The 21,198-nt window shown below is 69.0% G+C and carries 23 protein-coding genes; 16 read left to right on the top strand and 7 right to left on the bottom strand.

Translation table 11 applies throughout. From position 1 onward, the window contains the following. Positions 1 to 43 precede the first annotated feature (43 nt). Positions 44 to 1,321 carry a phosphoribosylamine--glycine ligase gene (gene purD / locus EV647_RS38930; RefSeq protein WP_134012194.1) on the top strand — a complete coding sequence of 426 codons (1,278 nt, stop codon included), beginning with the start codon at positions 44 to 46 and terminating at the stop codon, positions 1,319 to 1,321. A gap of 3 nt (positions 1,322 to 1,324) precedes the next feature. On the opposite strand, the gene EV647_RS38935 is transcribed toward purD, so the two are convergent. After that, positions 1,325 to 1,834 carry a TIGR04222 domain-containing membrane protein gene (locus EV647_RS38935; RefSeq protein ID WP_134012196.1) on the bottom strand — a complete coding sequence of 170 codons (510 nt, stop codon included), beginning with the start codon at positions 1,832 to 1,834 and terminating at the stop codon, positions 1,325 to 1,327. Positions 1,835 to 1,906: 72 nt separating this feature from the next. Here EV647_RS38935 and EV647_RS38940 point away from each other — a divergent pair, with 72 nt between their 5' ends. From EV647_RS38940 to EV647_RS38980, 9 genes are all read left to right on the top strand, one after another. Then, positions 1,907 to 2,395 (top strand): SigE family RNA polymerase sigma factor, encoded by a 489-nt coding sequence (locus EV647_RS38940; RefSeq protein WP_134012198.1) that lies wholly within the window; start codon positions 1,907 to 1,909, stop codon positions 2,393 to 2,395. Continuing rightward, a complete protein-coding gene (locus EV647_RS38945) occupies positions 2,388 to 3,005 on the top strand; it encodes a hypothetical protein (protein WP_134012200.1) in 618 nt (205 codons plus the stop codon). Before EV647_RS38940 ends, EV647_RS38945 begins: the two co-directional genes overlap by 8 nt. Positions 3,006 to 3,082: 77 nt before the next feature. Continuing rightward, positions 3,083 to 4,519 (top strand): adenylosuccinate lyase, encoded by a 1,437-nt coding sequence (gene purB / locus EV647_RS38950; RefSeq protein WP_134012202.1) that lies wholly within the window; start codon positions 3,083 to 3,085, stop codon positions 4,517 to 4,519. A 3-nt stretch (positions 4,520 to 4,522) separates the two neighbouring features. Then, positions 4,523 to 4,879 carry a hypothetical protein gene (locus EV647_RS38955; RefSeq protein WP_134012203.1) on the top strand — a complete coding sequence of 119 codons (357 nt, stop codon included), beginning with the start codon at positions 4,523 to 4,525 and terminating at the stop codon, positions 4,877 to 4,879. Position 4,880: 1 nt separating this feature from the next. Next, positions 4,881 to 5,273: a hypothetical protein gene (locus EV647_RS38960; protein WP_130387968.1), complete on the top strand. Its 393-nt coding sequence runs from the start codon at positions 4,881 to 4,883 to the stop codon at positions 5,271 to 5,273. 63 nt (positions 5,274 to 5,336) lie between these two features. Beyond that, positions 5,337 to 6,566: a bifunctional glycosyltransferase family 2/GtrA family protein gene (locus EV647_RS38965; RefSeq protein ID WP_134012205.1), complete on the top strand. Its 1,230-nt coding sequence runs from the start codon at positions 5,337 to 5,339 to the stop codon at positions 6,564 to 6,566. Position 6,567: 1 nt separating this feature from the next. Next, on the top strand, positions 6,568 to 8,574 hold the full coding sequence (locus EV647_RS38970; RefSeq protein WP_134012207.1) for a glycosyltransferase family 39 protein: 2,007 nt from the start codon (positions 6,568 to 6,570) through the stop codon (positions 8,572 to 8,574). Between the two features lie 2 nt (positions 8,575 to 8,576). Continuing rightward, positions 8,577 to 8,837: a hypothetical protein gene (locus tag EV647_RS38975; protein WP_134012209.1), complete on the top strand. Its 261-nt coding sequence runs from the start codon at positions 8,577 to 8,579 to the stop codon at positions 8,835 to 8,837. A gap of 142 nt (positions 8,838 to 8,979) precedes the next feature. Further along, entirely contained in the window at positions 8,980 to 9,402 is a 423-nt protein-coding gene (locus EV647_RS38980; RefSeq protein ID WP_134012211.1) for a hypothetical protein, read from the top strand. On the opposite strand, the gene EV647_RS38985 is transcribed toward EV647_RS38980, so the two are convergent. Further along, positions 9,386 to 9,964 carry a TetR/AcrR family transcriptional regulator gene (locus tag EV647_RS38985; RefSeq protein WP_134012213.1) on the bottom strand — a complete coding sequence of 193 codons (579 nt, stop codon included), beginning with the start codon at positions 9,962 to 9,964 and terminating at the stop codon, positions 9,386 to 9,388. The two genes, EV647_RS38980 and EV647_RS38985, sit on opposite strands and share 17 nt — an antisense overlap. Positions 9,965 to 10,017: 53 nt before the next feature. On the opposite strand from EV647_RS38985, the gene EV647_RS38990 reads away from it, so the two are divergent. Both EV647_RS38990 and EV647_RS38995 read left to right on the top strand, forming a co-directional pair. Beyond that, a complete protein-coding gene (locus EV647_RS38990; protein ID WP_134012215.1) occupies positions 10,018 to 11,079 on the top strand; it encodes an FAD-dependent oxidoreductase in 1,062 nt (353 codons plus the stop codon). Between the two features lie 21 nt (positions 11,080 to 11,100). Next, positions 11,101 to 11,976: a phosphoribosylaminoimidazolesuccinocarboxamide synthase gene (locus tag EV647_RS38995; protein WP_134012217.1), complete on the top strand. Its 876-nt coding sequence runs from the start codon at positions 11,101 to 11,103 to the stop codon at positions 11,974 to 11,976. Here the strand turns inward: EV647_RS38995 and EV647_RS39000 are convergent. From EV647_RS39000 to EV647_RS39020, 5 genes are all read right to left on the bottom strand, one after another. Next, positions 11,973 to 12,464 carry a hypothetical protein gene (locus tag EV647_RS39000; protein WP_134012219.1) on the bottom strand — a complete coding sequence of 164 codons (492 nt, stop codon included), beginning with the start codon at positions 12,462 to 12,464 and terminating at the stop codon, positions 11,973 to 11,975. The genes EV647_RS38995 and EV647_RS39000 overlap by 4 nt on opposite strands. A 79-nt stretch (positions 12,465 to 12,543) precedes the next feature. After that, positions 12,544 to 13,164, bottom strand: a complete 621-nt coding sequence (locus EV647_RS39005) for a CDP-alcohol phosphatidyltransferase family protein (RefSeq protein ID WP_166680539.1) — start codon at positions 13,162 to 13,164, stop codon at positions 12,544 to 12,546. Positions 13,165 to 13,285: 121 nt separating this feature from the next. Continuing rightward, complete coding sequence (locus tag EV647_RS39010; RefSeq protein WP_134012223.1) at positions 13,286 to 14,611, bottom strand: FtsX-like permease family protein; 1,326 nt, start codon at positions 14,609 to 14,611, stop codon at positions 13,286 to 13,288. Then, positions 14,611 to 15,285, bottom strand: a complete 675-nt coding sequence (locus EV647_RS39015; protein WP_134012225.1) for an ABC transporter ATP-binding protein — start codon at positions 15,283 to 15,285, stop codon at positions 14,611 to 14,613. The genes EV647_RS39010 and EV647_RS39015 overlap by 1 nt, the downstream gene beginning before the upstream one ends. Further along, positions 15,285 to 15,803, bottom strand: coding sequence for a PadR family transcriptional regulator (locus tag EV647_RS39020; protein WP_133785965.1), 519 nt, complete (start codon positions 15,801 to 15,803; stop codon positions 15,285 to 15,287). Before EV647_RS39020 ends, EV647_RS39015 begins: the two co-directional genes overlap by 1 nt. Positions 15,804 to 15,915: 112 nt before the next feature. On the opposite strand from EV647_RS39020, the gene purS reads away from it, so the two are divergent. From purS to purL, 4 genes are read left to right on the top strand one after another with little or no spacing between them, the layout of a single operon-like run. Beyond that, positions 15,916 to 16,179 (top strand): phosphoribosylformylglycinamidine synthase subunit PurS, encoded by a 264-nt coding sequence (purS, locus tag EV647_RS39025; protein WP_134012227.1) that lies wholly within the window; start codon positions 15,916 to 15,918, stop codon positions 16,177 to 16,179. Further along, positions 16,176 to 16,844 carry a phosphoribosylformylglycinamidine synthase subunit PurQ gene (gene purQ, locus EV647_RS39030; protein WP_134012229.1) on the top strand — a complete coding sequence of 223 codons (669 nt, stop codon included), beginning with the start codon at positions 16,176 to 16,178 and terminating at the stop codon, positions 16,842 to 16,844. The genes purS and purQ overlap by 4 nt, the downstream gene beginning before the upstream one ends. Beyond that, the gene (locus tag EV647_RS39035; RefSeq protein WP_238177611.1) at positions 16,844 to 18,889 is read left to right on the top strand and encodes a hypothetical protein; all 2,046 of its coding nucleotides are present in this window, start codon (positions 16,844 to 16,846) and stop codon (positions 18,887 to 18,889) included. Before purQ ends, EV647_RS39035 begins: the two co-directional genes overlap by 1 nt. Before the next feature lies 1 nt (position 18,890). Beyond that, positions 18,891 to 21,152 carry a phosphoribosylformylglycinamidine synthase subunit PurL gene (gene purL / locus EV647_RS39040; RefSeq protein ID WP_134012233.1) on the top strand — a complete coding sequence of 754 codons (2,262 nt, stop codon included), beginning with the start codon at positions 18,891 to 18,893 and terminating at the stop codon, positions 21,150 to 21,152. Positions 21,153 to 21,198: the final 46 nt, after the last annotated feature.

Here is a 21,198-nt window from a genome sequence, read left to right on the forward strand (position 1 = left end):
CGCTTGAGGCCTCTGTACCCGGGGCACGCTAGGCTGAGCGCCCGTGAAGGTCTTGGTGATTGGCTCCGGTGGCCGCGAGCATGCTCTGGCCTGGGCGCTGGCCCAGGATTCGGAGGTCGAGCAGGTCGTCGCGGCCCCGGGCAACCCTGGCATCGCCGTGTTGCGTCCGGCGTACGACGGGCAAACAATCGTTTGCCGTCCGGTGGACATCTCCGACCACGACGCGGTCGTCGCGCTGGCCCGGGAGCTGGACGTCGATCTGGTGGTCGTCGGACCGGAGGCGCCGCTGGTGGCCGGCCTGGCCGACCCGCTGCGGGACGCCGGGTTCGCGGTCTTCGGACCGTCCCGGGAAGCCGCGCAGATCGAGGGCTCGAAGGCGTTCGCCAAGGACGTGATGGCCGCCGCGAGCGTGCCGACCGGCCGGGCGTACGTGTGCACCACACCCGAGGAGGCCGCGACGGCGATCGACGCGTTCGGGCCGCCGTACGTCGTGAAGGACGACGGGCTCGCCGCGGGCAAAGGTGTGGTCGTCACCTCCGACCGTGAGGCGGCGCTCGCGCACGCGGCCGAGTGCGACCAGGTGCTGATCGAGGAGTTCCTGGACGGCCCCGAGGTGTCGCTGTTCGCGATCACCGACGGGACGACCGTGCTGCCGATGCAGCCGGCGCAGGACTTCAAGCGCCTCGGCGACAACGACGAGGGCCCGAACACCGGCGGGATGGGCGCCTACACGCCGCTGCCGTGGGCGCCGGACGACCTCGTCGCCGACATCACCGAGCACGTCCTGCAGCCGACGATCGACGAGCTCCGCCACCGCGGTACGCCGTTCAGCGGCCTGCTGTACGCCGGTCTCGCGCTGACGTCGCGCGGTGTCCGCGTGATCGAGTTCAACTGCCGCTTCGGCGACCCGGAGACGCAGGCGCTGTTGCCGATGCTGAAGACCCCGCTGGGCGGCCTGCTGTACGCCGCCGCCACCGGCAAGCTCGCCGACCACGGTGCCCTGAGCTGGCGGAACGCGTCGTCGGTCGCGGTCGTGGTCGCCGCGAAGAAGTACCCGGCCAGCCCGCGCAAGGGCGACGCGATCACGGGCGTCGAGCAGGCGGAGAACGACGACGTCCGCGTCTTCCACGCCGGTACTGCGCTCAACGACGAGGAACTGGTCACGGCAGGCGGCCGCGTCCTCGCGGTGAGCGCTGTCGGAAAGGACCTCGCCGAGGCCCGCCAGCGCGCGTACGCCGCCGTCGGTCAGATCCGGATCAAGGGCTCCCAGCACCGCACCGACATCGCCCTCAAGGCCGAGCGCGGCGAGATCACCGTCTGAACCTCAGAGGTACCCGCTCCCGGTCGTCGGGCCGAGCGTGCCGTCGATCGTGTTGTCCCGCACCGGTTTGAACGGATCGATCTTCGGCATCGCCGGCAACGGGTGCTCCAGCATGTCCCGGAGCCGCTCGTCCTCGATTCCCGGTACGCCGAGCACCGCAACCCGCCGTACCCCGGTGCCGGGGTGCTCGAGGAGGTCGCGGTACGTCGGGCTGAACCAGCGGAGCATCCGGAGCTGTCCCTTCGCGCGGACGGCCGTCTCGAGCTCCTTGACCGCCTCGGTGGCCGCGATCCGCGTGCGGAAGTCCGCGACGCCGAGGCCGCTCTCCGGGACCAGCGCGAGCGCGGCCGCCTCCACCGGGTACGCCGCCTCGGAGCGGACGAGCTTGACCCGCTGCCGCTTGTCCGCCACCTCCAGCCGGCCGTCCGTGGCGAGCGCCACGAAGATGACCAGTGCTGCTCGCTCGGCGCCGCCGATCAGCCAGGCGGCCTCATACGTGGTCAACTTGTTCATGTACACACAGTGACTTTGGATAGGGTCACGAAAACAGGGAACCGGATCGCCGGGTCGGGGGTGTTGGTGGGTATGGAGACGGAGGGGCTGCGAGAGTTCTACAGCGCCCACCAGCCGCGGCTGGTGGGTGTGATCTCGCTGCTGACCGGGTCACGTGCCGAGGCCGAGGACATCGTCCAGGAGGCGTTCGTCCGGCTCGTGCCCCGCTGGGAGAAGGTGTCGCGGTACGACGCTCCGGAGGCCTGGGTCCGCCTGGTCGCCGTGCGGCTGGCCGCGAACAGGCACCGGGACGGAAATCGGTTCACACAGCTGTTCCACCGGCTGCCGGCCGAACACGTCCCGGACCCCGCCGACCGGTACGCCGGTGACCTCGAGCAGGCTCTCGCCGGCCTGCCGATGCCGACCCGGCAGGTCGTCGTCCTCCATTACGTCTGTGACCTGAGCGTGGCTCAGGTGGCGGACACGCTCGGTATCGCGGAAGGCACGGTGAAGTCGCGCCTGTCCCGCGCCCGGGACGCCCTGTCCGAATCATTGCTGTTGAGGAGTGACGACCATGCCTGATCTGCAGGAGGACCTGCAGGCGCTGGCCGACCGCCGCGCCGCCGAGTCAGCCGGAGACTTCGACTCCGTTCTGACCACGGCCAAGACCCGCAAGCGCCGCCGGACCGCCGGTCTGACCGTGATCGGTGCGGCCGCTGTGGTCGGCGCCGTCGCGATCGTCCCGACGCTCCGCCCGGCCTCGAACACGCCCGTGGCCGACAGCCCGGTGCCGACGAACGCCGTGGTTCCGCCGTCGGTCGAGTCGGTGCCGTCCGCCCCGGCGATCCAGAAGGCCGGTCCGCTGGGCCTGAAGTCGGTGACCGCGCTTACCAAGGCAGCCGGCGGCCAGTTTGTCGCCTCGTTTCCGGACAAGCAGGTCCGCGCGGTGACGTTCTCGTTGTCGTCGGCGTCCAAGCCGGACGTCGCGCTGTACACGCTGGTCGCGAAGGTCCCGGGCGACGCGACCACGCCGTACGCGATCCGGATGACGGGTGAGATGGGGATGAGCATCCCGTCGTACCAGGGCACCGGTCCGTACACGCTGGCGATGCCGAAGGGCCTGCCGTCGGGCTCGTACCGGGTGTGCACCCTGTCCGGTTCGCTGCTCTGCGGTCTGGTGACCGTCAACTAGTAAGAGGTCGCGCGGAGCGGTGGTGCCTGCTGCGCGCCGCACCACCGCTCCGCGCGACCTCTGAGCCGTCTGGGAGAATGGGGTTCGTGACCAAACCCCGGATCCCCAACGTTCTCGCCGCGCGCTACGCCAGTCTCTCGATGGCGGAGCTGTGGTCACCGGAGCACAAGATCGTGCTCGAGCGGAAGCTCTGGGTCGCCGTACTGAAGGCCCAGAGCCGGCTCGGGGTCGAGGTTCCGGACGGGGTCGTCGAGGACTACGAGCGGGTGATCGACCAGGTAGACCTGGCGTCGATCGCGGACCGCGAGCGGGTCACGCGGCATGACGTGAAGGCGCGGATCGAGGAGTTCAGCGCGCTCGCCGGGCACGAACACATCCACAAGGGGATGACGAGTCGTGACCTGACCGAGAACGTGGAGCAGCTCCAGATCCGCGCCGGCCTGGAACTGGTCCGGGACCGTGCGGTGGCGACCGCCGTACGGCTGGGCCAGCTGGCGGCCGACCACGCGGCGCTGGTGCTTACCGGCCGCTCCCACAACGTGGCCGCGCAGGCGACCACGCTGGGCAAGCGGTTCGCGTCGGCCGCCGACGAGCTGCTGGTCGCGGTCGCCCGGATCGAGGAGCTGATCGAGCGGTACCCGCTGCGCGGCATCAAGGGCCCGGTGGGTACGTCGCAGGACATGCTGGACCTGTTCGGCGGCGACCCGGCCAAGCTGGAGGAGCTGGAGCAGGACATCGCCCAGCACCTCGGGTTCGGCCACACGCTGACGAGCGTCGGCCAGGTGTACCCGCGGTCGCTCGACTACGAGGTCGTGTCCGCGCTGGTGCAGCTGGCCGCGGGGCCGTCGAGCCTGGCGACCACGATCCGGCTGATGGCCGGGCACGAGCTGGTCACCGAAGGCTTCAAGGAGGGCCAGGTCGGCTCCTCGGCGATGCCGCACAAGATGAACACCCGGTCCTGCGAGCGGGTCAACGGTCTCGCGGTGATCCTCCGTGGGTACGCGTCGATGGCGGGCGAGCTGGCCGGCAACCAGTGGAACGAGGGCGACGTCTTCTGTTCCGTCGTACGGCGGGTTGCGTTGCCGGACGCGTTCTTCGCGCTCGACGGGTTGTTCGAGACGTTCCTGACCGTGCTGGACGAGTTCGGGGTCTACCCGGCCGTCGTGTCGCGTGAGCTCGAGCGGTACCTGCCGTTCCTGACCACGACCAAGGTGCTGATGGCCGCGGTGAAGAACGGCGTCGGCCGGGAGACCGCGCACGAGGTGATCAAGGAGCACGCGGTCGCCACCGCGCTCGACCTGCGCAAGGGCCTGCCCGCGAACGACCTGTTCCACCGCCTCGGCGCCGACGGCCGCCTCGGCCTCACCGAGGAGCAGATCGTCGGCATCGTCGGCGAACCACTGTCCTTCACCGGCGCGGCCGTCGCCCAGGTCGCCGCGGTCGTCGCCAAGATCGACGAACTCGCCAAGCGCCACCCGGAAGCAGCCGCCTACACCCCGGGTGACATCCTCTAACTCGTGTTCGCACCGCTCACCTGGTTTCTTGTCGCGTTGGCGCTGCTTGCGATGGCGTACGCCGTTGTACTGGCGGCGCGGGACAAGCGGATCGACTGGACCGTGCTGGGCGCGGTCGGAGTTGTCGAGGTCGGGCTGATCGCGCAGTTGGTCATCGGGATCGTGCAGTACGCCGGGACCGACCGTGACGTGTCCGGGCCGTTCTTCATCGGGTATCTGATCGGGTCGCTGATCATCCTGCCGATCGGGGCGTTCTGGGCGCTGGCCGAGAGCAGCCGCTGGGGTGCCGGAGCGCTGGCCATCGCCTGTCTGGTGATCCCGATCCTCGAGCTACGGCTGCACGACCTCTGGGCGGTCTGACATGACCGATCCGGCGGCCACGAAGCACGGGCCCGGACGGATCCTGATCGCGGTGTACGGCGTGTTCGCGCTGGCCGCGACCGCACGGGCCGGCGTACAGATCGCGACCAAGTTCGGCGACGCCCCGATCGCGTACCTGTTGTCGGCCGTTGCCGCGGTCATCTATTGCGCCGCGACGTTCGCGCTGGCGAAGGCGACCGTGGTGTCGCGCAAGGTCGCCACGGCCGCGATCGCGATCGAGCTGGCCGGCGTGATCGCGATCGGCGCCTTCAGCTACGCCGTACCCGACGACTTCCCGGACGCGACCGTGTGGTCGCACTTCGGGCAGGGGTACGGCTTCGTACCGCTGGTGCTGCCAGTACTGGGGCTGCTCTGGCTCCGTCGCACCCGGTAGGTCCCAGGGAACTGCCAGCCACGCACAGGGGCTGACTCAGGTTCACCGACCAGCATCGGTGGCATGCAGATTCCAGGTCATCCTCGGGTCGAGATCGTCGTACCCGTCAAGAACGAGGAACACGACCTCGGACCGAACATCAGACGGTTGCGGGAGTTCCTCGACACCGCTTTCCCGTTTCCGGCCGAGGTCTGCATCGCGGACAACGGAAGTACGGACGCGACCTATGAGATCGGTACGCTGCTCGCCGCCGAGCTGCCCGGGGTCCGGGTGGTCCGGCTCGAGCAGTCCGGGCGCGGCCGCGCGCTGAAGCAGGTCTGGTCCGCCAGCACCGCCGAGGTGCTCGCCTACATGGACGTCGACCTGTCCACCAACCTGAACGCGCTGCTGCCGCTGGTCGCGCCGCTGCTCGCCGGGCACAGTGACGTTGCCATCGGCACCCGGTTGGCGAAGAGCTCCCGGGTGGTTCGGAGGCCGAAACGGGAGTTCATCTCGCGCTCGTACAACCTGTTGCTACAGGCAACGTTGAATGCGCACTTCTCCGACGCACAGTGCGGGTTCAAGGCGATCCGCGCCGACGTGGCGCGCGAGCTGCTGCCGCTGGTGGAGGACACCAGCTGGTTCTTCGACACCGAGCTGCTGGTGCTCGCGGAGCAGGCCGGGCTGCGGATCCACGAAGTACCGGTGGACTGGGTCGACGACCTGGACTCCCGGGTCGCGATCGCGAAGACGGTGGACGAGGACCTGCGGGGGATCGCCCGGCTGATGCGCAACCGCGTCGACCTGGAGGCCATCCGGCAGAAGCACGGCCGGCCGCGCATTCTCGATCCGCGTACGGCGTTGGCCGCGCGGGTGCTGCGGTTCTGCGCGGTCGGGGTGCTGAGTACGGCGGCGTACGCGCTGCTGTATCTCGTGCTGCGCCAGGGCCTGCCGGCCCAGGTCGCGAACCTGCTGGCACTGCTGATCACCGCGGTCGGCAACACCGCGCTCAACCGCCGGATCACGTTCGGGGTGCGCGGGATCGAAGGCCGCTGGCGGCATCACCTGCGCGGTCTGGTCACCTTCGGGATCGGCTGGAGCCTGACCGCGGCGTCGCTCTGGCTGTTGCACGGCATGTACGACGGGGTTTCTGCGCCGCACCAAGCGGTCGAGATCACCGTCCTGACCATCGCGAACCTGGCCGCCACCGTCGTCCGGTTCAGCCTCTTCCAGGCCTGGGTCTTCGACGACGACGCACCGACCTTGCCCGCCTTCGAACCCCCAGCGGTTCTCGAAAACACCCGGAGCAATTGATATGGCAACCCTCACCGATCCCGTCGAGGCGACAAGACCTCGGGCGATCACAACGCAGTACACGCTCGGGAAGGACAAGGTCCTGTACGGCGGGCTGCTGGTGCTGACCGCGATCGCGTACCTGTGGGGCCTGTCCAAGAACGGCTACGCGAACGAGTACTACGCCGCCGCGGTGCAGGCCGGGTCGACGAGCTGGAAGGCCTGGTTCTTCGGGTCGCTCGACTCCTCCAGCTTCATCACCGTCGACAAGACCCCCGCCTCGCTGTGGGTGATGGGGCTGTCGGGGCGGATCTTCGGCTTCAACACCTGGAGCATGCTGGTACCCGAGGCGCTGATGGGCGTCGCGAGCGTCGGCTTCGTGTACGTCGCCGTACGGCGCTGGTTCTCCGCGAACGCCGGCCTGCTCGCCGCAGCGATCCTCGCGGTGACGCCGGTCGCAGTCCTGATGTTCCGGTTCAACAACCCGGACGCGCTGTTGATCCTGCTGCTCTGCGCCGGTGCGTGGGCCGTGACACGGGCGATCGACTCTGTGAAGCACTCGGCGCGATGGATGATCCTGGCCGGTGCGCTGGTCGGGTTCGGGTTCCTGACGAAGATGCTGCAGGCGTTCCTGATCCTGCCGGCATTCGGGATCGCGCACCTGGTCGCGGGGAAGCCGGCGCTGGGGAAGCGTCTCATGCACCTGGTGCTGGCGACTGTTTCGCTGATCGTGAGCGCCGGCTGGTGGGTCGCGATCGTCGAGCTGATTCCGGCCTCGGCGCGACCGTACATCGGCGGGTCGTCGACGAACAGCATTCTCGAGTTGACCCTCGGCTACAACGGACTCGGCCGGTTGAGCGGCAACGAGACCGGCTCGGTCGGTGGCGGGGCAGGCAACCCCGGTTGGGGTGGGGCGGCTGGTGTCCAGCGCCTGTTCGGCGGTGAGTTCGCGTCGCAGATCGCATGGCTGCTGCCGGCTGCCCTGCTCGCGACGATCGTGCTGGTCGTTGCCTCGGGCAAAGCACCGCGGACCGATCGGACACGGGCGTTCGCGCTGCTCTGGGGTGGCTGGCTGGTCGTCACCGGGTTGGTGTTCAGCTACATGCAGGGCATCATCCACAGCTACTACATGATCGCGCTGGCACCGGCGATCGGCGCGCTGATCGGTGCGGCGATGGCGATGCTCTGGAAGCGACGTACGGAATGGTTGCCGCGGACCACGTTGGCCGGCGGGATCCTGCTGACGGCTGGGTGGAGCTTCGCGCTGCTGAACCAGACTCCGACGTGGCAGCCGTGGCTGCGCTGGGTGGTTCTGGCCACCGGTGTGGTGGCAGCCGGGGTGCTGATGGTCCTGCCTGAGTTGAAGTTGCACCGTACGGCGGCTCGGCGGGCCGGGCTGTTCGCGGCGACACTGCTCGCGGTGAGTGCGCTGGCCGGACCGACGGCGTACTCCGTCGAGACGATCAGTGCGGCGCACGCCGGTGCACTACCTTCCGCCGGCCCCTCGGGTGCCGGTGGCATGGGCGGCCTGCGCGGTGGCTTCGGCGGCGGCCGGATGGGTATGCCGCCCGGCCAGACCGGCACCGGTACGACGCAGCAGCCGGGCACCGGTACTACGCGACAGGCGGGTCCTGGTGGTGGCGGTATGGGCGGGTTCCTTGGTGGTGGCGGGATCAGTGGAGTCTCCAGCGAACTGGTGACGCTGCTGCAGCAGGGCGCGAAGGGATACGCCTGGGCCGCGGCGGCAGTCACCGCGAACGGTGCGGCACCGCTTCAGATCGCGTCCGGCGAACCGATCATGGCGATCGGCGGGTTCAACGGGACCGACCCGGCGCCGTCGCTCGACGAGTTCAAGGAACTGGTTGCTCAGGGCAAGATTCACTACTTCGTCGGAAGTGGTGGCGGCGGGATGATGGGCGGCCGCAACGGCACCTCGAGTGAGATCGCTACCTGGGTCAGCGAGAACTTCCAGTCCCAGACCGTCGGCAGCACCACCGTCTACGACCTTTCCACCGGAACAGGAGCATGAAGATGACACAGTCCGCGGAAGCCCAGTTCCAGGCGGCACATGCTGCCCAGAACAACCCGCCGGCCCAGCAGCCGGAGGTCGCGCAGCCTGGTGGGCGCCCAAGCAATCTGATGCTCGCCGGCGCCGGTTCGATCCTCGCCGTACTGGCCTTCCTCGGCGGCATGGCAGTCGGCCACTCGTGGGACGGCACGAGCAATCAGCAGGGTCAGTTCGGTGGGCTGCGCGGCGGATTCCCCCAAGGAGGCACAGCCCCGAACCGCTGACCCCCTCAAGGCAACTTTGGGCCCCCACCGACCATTCTGCACGCTGAAATCTGGTTGGTGGGGGCACAAAGTTGGTGGTGAGGTGGGTGGGACGACACGCTGAATGGTTCACTTGCCCATCGGGAGGGGTAAGGATCGGTGCGTGGAATGGTCGAACGTCACCTGGTTCCTGACCGCGCTCGGAGCGGTCGTCGTACTGATCACGCGCGTCCGGCTCGGCGGGACTGTTGTCGACGGCACCGGTCACGGTGCCGGCCGGCACGGGTACTCCGCAACGCTGTTGCGGCTGCACACCGTGGTCGGAGTGATCACGCTGATCGGCTGGGTCGTTGCCCTGGTCACCGGTCGGCGGGGGGTCGCCCTGGTCATACTGGCCGGCTGGTGGTTGCTGACGGTCATCGGATTGTTGCTTCTGGCCCGTTGGCTGCCGAGCGGAGGCAAGCACTCCGAGGATGCGCAGAGTGACGCCTGGGGTTCCGGTGCGGGCCTGTCCGTCCTCGGCCACGTGGGCATGCTGGTCGGTGTCTGCTATTTCACGTTCATCGCGGTCACGGACCGTCTCTGAGTCCGGCGATCAGCGCCGTGACAGAGCGTCGTACGGCGGCCTCGAACGCTTCTGGTGAGAGCGTTGTGCCGGTCCCGGCGACCCGGTCGTACATGAGTCCGTCCAGCATCGCGGCGACCGGCCACGCGGCCGCCTCCGGATCGGGTACGCCGAGTCCGGCCAGCAACTGCGTGAGCATCGCCCGCAACTGCCGGCCGCCTGCGTCGATCGCAGCCCGCAGTTCGGGCTGACGGCTCGCCTCCAGCGACAACTCGTACCGCGCGACCAGATCGTCCGGCCGATCCTGCGCGAGTCCCACCGTCATCGCCACCATCAGCTCGACCGGATCCGCACCGGGCGGCGGCATCCCGGCCACGTCCCGGGTGAGCATCCGGCTCACGCACGCGGTGAGCAGGGCGTTCCGCGTCCGCAGGTAGTACGACGTGGAGCCCGGCGGCAGGCCCGCCTCGGCGTCGACGGCGCGATGCGTCAGCCCGCGCAGTCCGCGGGTCGCAACGAGACGGATCGCCGCGTCCGCGATGGCGTCCTGCCGATCCGCCCCCCGCGGAGCCGTCTTCGTCACGTCGCACAGTCTCGCACTTCCCAGCTGAACTCTACAGATGTAGAGTCAATCGCATGAGTACGGCGATCGTGGTCGGGGCGGGTATCGGGGGGGTCATGGCTGCTGTCGCGCTGCAACGGCGTGGCTGGCAGGTCACAGTTCTGGAGCGTGCTCCGGAGCTGGGTGAGGTCGGGGCCGGTATCTCGGTCTGGCCGTCGGCGGTCGCCGTGCTCGAGGAGCTCGGGGTCAAGGGGGTCGAGAAGGCGTCGGTGCAGTCCAAGCCGGCCGGGATGCGCAAGCCCGACGGTCGCTGGGTGGTCGGTGCGGCCGATCTCGGCATGGAGCTCCCGGTGATGATCCACCGCGCGCAGCTGCACGACCTGATCACGGCCGAGTTCGGCCCCGCGGTGACGGTTCGGACCGGGTACGACGTACGGACGGTGACGCAGGATGCGGACGGTGTCACGGTCAACGGTGAGCTGCGGGCGGAGCTGTTGGTGGCTGCCGACGGGATTCGGAGCGTGGTGCGTGGAGCGCTGTATCCGCAGTACGCGGGACCGCGGTACTCCGGGTTCACGGCGTACCGGGGAATCGCCGATGTGGACCTCGACGACGGCGGTGGCGAGACTTGGGGGCGCGGGCAACTGTTCGGGTTCGCGCGGCTGATCGACGGGCGGTTCTACTGGTACGCGACGGCAAACCAGCCGGCCGGTACCAAGAGCGAGCCGACGGTGTTCGAGAGCTGGCACGATCCGCTGCCGCAGTTGATCGCGGGCAGCGAGAAGATCCTGCAGAACGACATCTACGACCTGACCTTGCCTCTGGTGCCGTTCGTGCAGGGGAGGGTGGTGCTGCTCGGCGACGCGGCGCATGCGATGACACCGAACCTGGGCCGCGGCGCCTGCTCCGCGATCGAGGACGCCGGTGCGCTGGCCCGGCACCTCGGACGGACCAGCGATCTGCCGGCGGCGCTGACGGCGTACGACGCCGAACGACGGCCCGCGACGACGAAGCTCGTGAAGCGCTCCCGCAGCGTCGGCCGCCTCGGCCAGACCGAGAACCCACTGCTCTGCGCGATCCGTGACGCCTTGTTCACCGTCGGCGGGAAACTGGTGGCCCTGCGGGCCCGCAAGTAGGCGGATGGAACAATCAGGCCCGTGACCACACTTCCGCAGGCGCCTGAGATTCCCGGTGCGAAGCACCTCCACTCCGGCAAGGTCCGGGACCTGTACGAGCTCGAGTCCGGCGACCTGCTGATGGTCGCGACCGACCGGATGAGCGCCTTCGACTGGGTCCTGGAATCGGTGATCCCCGACAAGGGGAAGGTGCTCACCGCGATGAGCCTGTGGTGGTTCGAGCAGCTGGACGTGCCGAACCACATCATCTCCACGGACGTGCCGGCCGAGGTCGCCGGACGGGCCGTGGTGTGCGAGAAGCTCGCGATCTACCCGGTGGAGTGCGTGGCCCGCGGGTACCTGAGCGGCACCGGACTGGTCGACTACAACGCCACCGGCGCGGTCTGCGGGATCCCGCTGCCGGGCGGCCTCGTCGAGGGCTCCCGCTTCGACACCCCGATCTTCACGCCGGCCACGAAGGCCGAGCTCGGCGAGCACGACGAGAACGTGTCGTACGACGTGGTGGTCGCGACCGTCGGCGCGGACACGGCGGCTGTCCTGCGGGACACCACGCTCGAGATCTACACGACGGCGCGGGCGATGGCCGAGGAGCGCGGGATCATCCTGGCGGACACGAAGTTCGAGTTCGGCGCCCGCGCGGACGGGACGCTCGTGCTGGCCGACGAGGTGCTGACCCCCGACTCGAGCCGGTTCTGGCCGGCCGACCAGTGGGCGCCGGGCAAGCAGCAGCCGTCGTACGACAAGCAGATCGTCCGCGACTGGCTGCAGTTCGAGTCCGGCTGGGACCGCACGTCGGGTGAAGCGCCGCCGCCGTTGACCGACGAGGTCGTCGAGCGGACCAGATCGTCGTACATCGCGGCGTACGAACAGCTGACCGGGCGGAAGTTCGAGGGTTAGAACAGCCCCACGCCGAGCGCGAGCAGGATGAAGCGGCCACTGCGGCCGGCCAGGACCGACAGCGTGAAAACGACGGTTCGCATCCGCGAGGCGCCGCCGATGAGCGCCACGCCGTACAGCGGTGGGATGCCGACGAAAGCGCTCAGGAGCGTGACCGGGGCGCCCCAGCGGCTGTCGCTCATGGCGTCCATGAGGCGTTTGCTGAGGTCGCGGTTCCACTGGACGAAGCGGCCCCAGCGGGTGTCCAGATTGACCGGCCTGGGTTCCTTCTTGGTCTTGCGGGCTGCATATCCGGGGCGGTAGCGGACGGCGAGGAACATCGCGACCTTGCCGATGGTCTGCCCGATCGAGACGCCGATCGCGGCGACCACCGGGTTCAGGGCATGCGTGGCGCCGAGCGCGAGGACGTACGCCTCCGCGTTCATGAACGGTACGACCGCGGAGCCGATGCCGAAGCCCACCGCCAGTGCCAGTTGCCACACCCACATGACACCGAGGCTAAGCGTGATCCCGGCCATTGCCACGGAACTCAGGCCCCCTTCCAGGGGTAGTCCAGGGTCCACCCCGTCATCGTGCCTCGCCCGGCGCGGCGGCGCGACGGCCGCAGAGGATCTCGATCAGGCGGTACGACGAGACCACTTTGACCGCGAGGGCCGCGATCGCGACGGCGTACGGCAGCCAGTGTGCGCCGGTCCGACCGGCGACGATCAGCGAGACCACCACGGCGCCGGTGTTCATCGCCTTGGCGGGCTTGGACCAGTTCCAGACGTAGATCGGCCGGTCCACCTTGTAGAAGTAGTTCGGGCTGAGCATCCACGGCCAGAGCAGGAACGAGAACGTCAGCATGGTGTCCAGTACGCCGAACTGCACCAGGTAGAGCGCCAACGGGCCGATCGTGTCCGGGTACGTCGCCATGAACGCGGCCGCCAGCAGGAACGAGCAGGCCCGGTCGCAGACGATGTCGAACACCGCACCGGACAGCGACTCCTCGTTCCGGCGGCGCGCCACCCAGCCGTCGAGACTGTCGCCGAACCAGTAGGCGACATACCCGATCACCAACCAGAGCAGCTCGCCGGTCTGGAAAGCGTACGTGGCGAGCGCCATCGCGATCACGGTCCGAACCAACGTGATCCGGTTCGGTATCGCGAGCAACAATGCAGGCCGGACTTCCAACGGTAGTGAGGTCATGGGCCCTCCCGGCCTGGACTGAGGAGCGTAGGGAGCGAAGCGACCGAAGCGACGAGGGAAGGCCGGGAGCCGAAGGCCCATGACCACGCCGGCGCCGGAGGCCCGGCCAAATGCACAGTCATCAGGCCGCCCTTAGGTTCTCGGGATCGAGTGCGTCCCGGAGTTGGTTGCGAAGCAGGAAACCGGCGGCGGCGCCGCCGAGGTGACCGAGGAGCCAGCCTGCGATCGTCAGGATCGCCGCGAGCAGCAACGTCCCCGGCTCGAACGGCTCGACCGCACCGCCGGCTACTCGGTTGATGCCGGTCACGGTGCCGAACAGCAGACCGACGGCCAGTGCGGGAGCCGCGACCGCGGTCAACTGGCGGCGAATGACCCGGCGAAGGAACGGCAGGTCCACACCCAGTGCGGTCAGGCTGGCGAACTGGCGGCGCTGGTCGACCAGTTGGTCCGCGACACCGACGATCAGCGCGGCCATCGCGGTCAGCACCACCAGAACGAGTCCGGCGATCGTCAGCCCGAACCCGGTGTCGTAGAACGTGTGAGTACCGTCCAGCTCGGCATCGGCCTGGACGCCGGCGATCCCGTTCACCATGGTGCCGACGAGGAAGCCGCAGCACCCCAGCAGCATGCAGATCCGGGAGGCGGGCCGGGAGTCGGTCACCAGGCGGAGGCCGGTGAGCAGGTTGGCCGGGTCTCCGGACCGCTGCAGCCGCCGCCCCAACCCGCGGATCCAGACTCCGGAGGTGCTCAGGAAGAAGAGCGCCAGGCCGGCGAGCAGGATCGTGGACCCCACGTAGCCCGCGTAGGGCGAGGCGAGCAGGCCGAGCGCGATCAGTACCGGTCCAGCGATGATGCCGGTACGACGCTGCGCCACGGACTGTGGTTGCCTCGAGACGGGCCCGTCTCGGTGCAGGAGACTTCCGATCACCGCCCCGGCTGCCGTCATCATCACAACCACGGGAATCCACAGGACCGCGTCCATCAGTTCCGCGCCGGGCAGGACCCGAGCCATCAATGGCAGTGCGCCGAAGAGCAGGCTGAGGATCAGGTAGGCAGGTCCAGCGAGCAGTCCACCGGCCAGACCGGCAATGGCAGCGTCGGTGACGGTCAGCTGCCGTAGCTGCTTCCGGGACGCGCCTGCCAGTCGTAGCGCAGTCAGCCGCCGCTCGCGGGCCGCCGTACCGAGTCGTAAGGCCTGGACCGCGAGGCCCCCGGTGAGTGCGGCCAGGATGATCAGGATCGCGATCAGCCCGGACCGGAGGCCGCTCTCGGCGACGTAGTTGCTGTAGACATCGTTGCTCAGCTCACCTTTGCCCAGGCGGGCGATGCGCAGTGCGCCGAGCAGCAGGGCTCCACTGAATGCGAGCGCTGCAGTGGCCAGCTGGACCCGGCTGCGGTCCGCCGGCGTCCGTGAGCGCGCAAGCTGCACCAGCGTCTCGAGTGTCATCAGAGTGACACCTCGTGCTGGATCAGGCCGTCGCGCAGCCGGATCTCGCGGTTTGCCGACGCCGCCACCAGGTTGTCGTGGGTCACCATCAGCAGAGCGGCACCGCGGTAGCGGGCAGCCTCGAGCAGTACGTCGAGCAGCTCCTGGCCGGCCCGACTGTCCAGGCTGCCGGTGGGCTCGTCGGCGAGTACCACGGACGGACCGGTGACCAGTGCGCGCGCTACCGCAGCACGCTGCGTCTGGCCGCCGGACAGCTCGCCCGGAACCGCGTCGGCGTCGTCGGCGATGCCTACCTGGTCCAGCCAGTTCATTGCGGCCTTGTGTGCCTCACCGCGCTCATGGCCACCCAGCAGGAGCGGCAGCGCCACGTTGTCGACCAGTGGCAGGTCCGGCACCAGCTGACCGAACTGCAGCACGATGCCGACCTTCGTACGCCGGAGCGCCGCACGCTGCTCCTCCGGCAGAGCAGCCAGGTCCTGGCCGTCCACGTGCACAGCACCGGCGTCCGGAGTGAGGATGCCGGCCGCGCAGTGCAGCAGCGTCGACTTGCCGCATCCGCTCGCACCGGTCACCGCGACGACCTCGCCCGGCTTGAGTTGCAGGCTGACGCCGCGCAGGGCCGTGTTCCGCCGGTAGGCGTACTCGACTCGTTCCAGTTCCAGAGCAGCATTCATCAGCGAGTCCCCCTCTGCTCGGAGATGCGGTCCAGTGCGCCGTCCAGCCAGCGCAGGTCGGCGTCCAGATGGGCCACGATGTACTCGCGAACCAGCGGCGAGGTCGGGTCGTCGTCGGCCGGGGTCTCGCGCAGCTCACGGATGCGGCGCAGGTGGCTGGCGCGCTGGCGGGCGAGGAACCCCGCCGCGTCGCCTCCGGTCCGGATCGCTGCCACGAGCTTCCGCAGTACCTCGTCGGCGCTTCCCCAGGCCGGCGGCACCGGGTCGTTGAGCCAGTCGCTCAGGTGGTCGCGGCCCTTGCTCGTCAGCGCGTAGACCGTCCGGTCCGGTCCGCCGCCGGAGGTCTTGTCGACGATCTCGACCAGTCCGTCGCGCTCCAGTCGCCCGAGGGTCGTGTACACCTGTCCGAAGGCGAGCGGCCGGCTGTCCGGGAACCAGGCGTCATGGCCCCGCTTCACGTCGTACCCGTGCGCCGGGCCGGCGGACAGCAGCCCGAGGACGAGCTCAGCAGTGGCCACGGCCAGAACTATACACCGCGTGTATGTACTCAGTGAATAGTCCAGGATGCGGCAATCCACGCCGCGGTCGGTAGGATTCAGCCGTCACCCCGCAACGAACCTGGAGTAGTCAGTGGCTCGCGTTGTCGTCGACGTCATGCTCAAGCCCGAGATCCTCGACCCGCAGGGCAAGGCGGTGCACGGCGCGTTCGGCCGGCTCGGCTTCGACGGCGTGGCCGACGTCCGGCAGGGAAAGCGCTTCGAGATCACCCTGGACGGTGAGGCGACCGATGAACGGGTCGCCGAGATCCGGAAGGCCGCCGACACGCTGCTGGCCAACCCGGTGATCGAGGACTACACGCTGCACGTGGAGAACGGCCAAGAGGACGCGCAGTGAAGATCGGGGTCGTCACCTTCCCGGGCTCGCTGGACGACGCGGACGCCCGCCGCGCGGCTGCGGTGGCCGGCGCCGAGGCGGTCGCGCTCTGGCACGGCGACGCGGACCTGCACGGTGTGGACGCGGTCGTCCTGCCCGGCGGATTCTCGTACGGCGACTACCTGCGGGCCGGTGCCATCTCGCGGTTCGCGCCGGTGATGGAGACCATCATCAAGCGGGCCGGCCAGGGGATGCCGGTGCTCGGCATCTGCAACGGCTTCCAGGTGCTGTGCGAGTCGCACCTGCTGCCCGGCGCCCTGATCAAGAACCACCACCGTAAGTTCGTCTGCAAGGACCAGGCGCTGCGGATCGAGAACAACAGCACCGCGTGGACCAGCGACTACGACGCGAACCACGAGATCACCATCGTGCTGAAGAACCAGGACGGTTCGTTCGTCGCCGACGAGGCGACGCTGGACCGGCTGGAGGGTGAGGGCAGGGTGGTGGCCCGCTACCTGGGCAACCCGAACGGCTCGTACCGCGACATCGCCGGTATCAGCAACGAGCGCGGCAACGTGGTCGGCCTGATGCCGCACCCGGAGCACGCCGTCGAGACACTCACCGGCCCGACCACGGACGGCCTGGGCTTCTTCACCTCGGTGCTGAAGGCCGTCGTCGCCTCCTGATGAGGTTCACCGGGCTGGTCCGCGCCATCCTGCTCACGGCGACGGTCCTGCTCCTGAGCAGCGGTACGGCGGCCGCGCAGCCCACCAGTCTGTTCGCGAAGGTCGTGGTCATCGGCGTACCCGGACTGACCTGGAACGACGTGAAGGCGTCGCCGGAGCTGACCGCGCTGGTGAACCAGTCGCACGTGGGCTCGATCTCGGTGAAGACGGCCGGGCCGCACACCTGTCCGATCGACGGGTGGCTGACGATCAGCGCCGGCACCCGGTCGTGGGGGAGCGTGGCCGACCAGTCGTGCGGTGACTTACCCGCGGTGACCAACGGCAGGGTGAGTGGCTGGCAGACGTACGTCGACCGCCAGGCCGAGCATCACACGGGCGCACCGATCGGCCGCCTCGGCCAGACCGGGTACCCCATTTGCGGCTTCGGTCCGGGAGCTGCGATCGCGCTGGCCCGGACCGACGGCACTGTCAGCAACTGGCAGCCTGAGTTCGACGCTTCCCAGTTGGCGAAGCCGGACTGCCGTGACGCGATCGTCGACGCTGGTGCGCTGCCGCCACGGGAAGGGCGGGCGGAGGCGCGCCAGAAGGTCGCTCAGCTGGTTACGCAGGCCCGTGCGGCCGGTGGCTGGGTCCTGCTGGTCGGAGTCAGCCAGGAGCTCGCGAACGCGCGCCAGGAGCCGCTGGTCGCCATGCAGCTACCACCGGACAACGGACCGCGCTGGCTGACCAGCGACAGCACCCGGCGTCCGGGGCTCATCCAGCTCACCGATGTGACAGCGACTGTCCTCAGGGGCCGGACTCCGGCGAACGTCGACCCGGCGGGGTCAGCTGACGCAGGTCCGCTGGACGGTAACGAGATCCACTTCACGGGAGACCGTCACACCGACGCGGCAGCCGTCATCGAGGACCGGCTGGACGCCAACCAGCGGTTCGAGCAGCCACGGCCGATGCTGTTCGCGGTTTCGCTGACGATCGTTGCGGCCGAGGTGCTCGCGCTGCTCTGGTTCTTGTTCCGGCGATCGCCCGCGTCCCGTCGTACCGCGGTGTTCACGTTGCTGATGCAGGGCGGGTTCTACCTGGCGGTCTTCCTGTCCACACTGACCGTCTGGTGGCGCTGGCCGTCACCTGGTTTCTCCTTGTACTGCGTGACGATCGGGATCAGTGCGCTAGCTGCTCTGGTGGCACAGGTCATGCTGAAGAAGTACGCGTACCTCGGACTCGCAATGGCGGCGTACCTGATCCTGCTGGTCGACGGCGTGCTCGGTACGCCGCTGCAGGTCGGCAGCATGTTCGCTGACGGGCCTGTGATCGGTGGGCGCTTCTACGGCTTCGGGAACTCCACCTTTGCGACGCTGGCGGTCGGAGCACTCGTCGCTGCAGGCTTCGCGGCACAGAAGCTCATCAGCAAGAGCAGGGTGCAGGCTGCGATCGCCGTACTGGTCGTCGGCGGTGCTGCGATCGTTGTGGACGGCAAGCCGGGCTGGGGGACGGACTTCGGGGGCATCATCGCGCTGACTCCGGCCGTGCTGCTCATGGCCTGGTTGACGTGGCGCGGGAGCATTTCACTGCGCGCACTGATCGGTGTGGGCGTGGCCGGCGTACTGGTGGTTTCTGCGGTCGCCTTCCTCGACTACCTGCGTCCGCCGGACCAGCGCAGTCACTTCGGCGCGTTCGTCGCCCGCCTCCTCGACGGCGACGTCAGCGACGTACTGATCCGCAAGCTGGAGATGGCAGTGCAGTTCTTCAGCGGGCCGGCCGGCTGGGCCATGCTCATCGCTGTCGTCCTTTGCATGCTGGCCACGCTCATGCCACAGCACGTGCCGTCCGAGTCGTACCGCGCCTTCTACGACAGCTTCCCGATGGTCCGTCCGACTCTGGTGGCGCTGTCCACCTGCGGCCTCGTCGGCATGCTCCTCAACGACGCCGGCGTCGCACTGCCCGCGATCATGGCCGGTTTCGCCGTACCACTGCTGGTGGCCCATCTGATGGCTTCTCACCAGCCCGCTACCGTTTCACCTGAGTCCCACCTAGTGCAGGAGTCGTAACGTGTCCACCGACACCGTCAGCAACGCTACGAGTACCCCGGAAGTCGAGCAGCCGTGGGCTGAGCTCGGGCTGAAGCCGGACGAGTACCAGCGGATCCGGGACATCCTCGGGCGGCGCCCGACCAGCTGCGAGCTGGCGATGTACTCGGTGATGTGGAGCGAGCACTGCTCGTACAAGTCGTCCAAGGTGCACCTGAAGCGCTTCGGCGAGATCCCGCAGGAGACGCCGGCCGGGAAGATGCTGGCCGGTATCGGTGAGAACGCCGGCGTCATCGACATCGGCGAGGGGTACGCCGTCACGTTCAAGGTCGAGTCGCACAACCACCCGTCGTACGTCGAGCCGTACCAGGGCGCGGCGACCGGGGTCGGCGGCATCGTCCGCGACATCATCGCGATGGGCGCCCGCCCGGTCGCGGTGATGGACCCGCTGCGCTTCGGCCCGCTGGACGCACCGGACACCAAGCGCGTGCTGCCGGGAATCGTGTCCGGCGTCGGCGGCTACGGGAACAGCCTCGGGCTGCCGAACATCGGCGGCGAGGTCGTCTTCGACCCGACGTACCTGGGCAACCCGCTGGTGAACGCGCTCTGCGTCGGCGTGATGCGGCACGAGGACCTGCACCTCGCGAACGCGACCGGCGTCGGCAACCAGATGATCCTGTACGGCGCCAAGACGGGCGGCGACGGTATCGGCGGCGTGTCGGTGCTGGCGTCGGAGACCTTCGCGGAGGGCGGCCCGACCAAGCGTCCGGCGGTCCAGGTCGGTGACCCGTTCATGGAGAAGCTGCTGATCGAGTGCACGCTCGAGCTCTTCGCCGCGAACGTCGTCGAGGGCATCCAGGACCTGGGCGGTGGCGGTCTGTCGTGTGCGACCTCCGAGCTCGCGAGCGCGGGCGACGGCGGCATGCGGGTGTCGCTGGACAAGGTGCCGCTGCGGGACGCCTCGCTGTCGCCCGAAGAGATCCTGATGAGCGAGTCGCAGGAACGCATGATGGCCTGCGTCACCCCCGAGAACGTCGAGGCGTTCCTGAAGATCTGCGAGAAGTGGGACGTCCAGGCCGACGTGATCGGTGAGGTGACCGACACGGGGCGGCTGGAGATCGACTGGCACGGCGAGCGGGTCGTCGACGTACTGCCGGAGACCGTCGCGCACGAGGGTCCGGCGTACAACCGCCCGTACGAGCGGCCGTCCTGGCAGGACGAGCTGCAGGCCGACGGTGCCGAGAAGTTGCCGCGGGCAAGCAATGGCGCGGAGCTGCGGGACACGCTGCTGAAGCTGGTCGCCTCGCCGAACCTGTGCGACAAGTCCTGGGTGACGGACCAGTACGACCGGTACGTGCTCGGCAACTCGGTGCTTGCGCAGCCCGAGGACAGCGGGATGATCCGGGTCGACGAGACCAGCGGCCTCGGCGTCGCGGTGTCGACCGACTGCAACGGGCGGTTCGCCAAGCTGGACCCGTACACCGGCGCCAAGCTCGCGCTCGCCGAGTCGTTCCGGAACGTCGCGACCACCGGCGCCCGTCCGGCCGCGGTCACCGACTGCCTGAACTTCGGCTCGCCCGAGGACCCGGCGGTGATGTGGCAGTTCACCGAGGCGATCCGCGGCCTGGTCGACGGGTGCAAGGAGCTCGGCATCCCGGTCACCGGCGGGAACGTGTCGTTCTACAACCAGACCGGCGAGACCGCGATCCTGCCGACCCCGGTGGTCGGTGTGCTCGGCGTGATCGACGACGTCACCCGCCGTACGCCGATCGGGTTCACGCCCGAGATGGAGGGCCACCAGCTGTACCTGCTCGGTGAGACCGAGGAGGAGCTGTCCGGGTCCGAGTGGGCGCACGTCGTCCACGGCCACCTCGGCGGGCGGCCGCCGGCGGTGGACCTGGCGGCGGAGCAGCAGTTGGCCGACATCCTGATCAACGCGTCCCGTGACGGGCTGATCGACGCGGCGCACGACGTCAGCGACGGCGGCGTCGCGCAGACGCTGGTCGAGTCCGCGCTGCGCGGCGGTGTCGGCGCGCGGGTGTGGGCCCCGGACGGTCTCGACCCGTTCCTGTTCCTGTTCGCGGAGTCGGCCGGCCGTGCGGTCGTCGCCGTACCGCGGACCGAGGAGGTGCGGTTCACCGACATGTGCACCGCCCGCCGCTTCCCGCACGCGAAGATCGGCGTCATCACCGGCGACACCCTCGACGTCCAGGACCAGTTCGAGGTCCCGTTGACCGAGCTGCGCGAGGCCTGGACGGCAACCCTGCCGTCCGTCCTCAACTGACGGTTGTGTGACCCGGGCGCCGCTGGTGCCCGGGTCACCTGGCCGT

Origin of the sequence: Kribbella sp. VKM Ac-2566 (genome assembly GCF_004366005.1) — a bacterium.
GTDB classification, from domain to species: domain Bacteria; phylum Actinomycetota; class Actinomycetes; order Propionibacteriales; family Kribbellaceae; genus Kribbella; species Kribbella pratensis.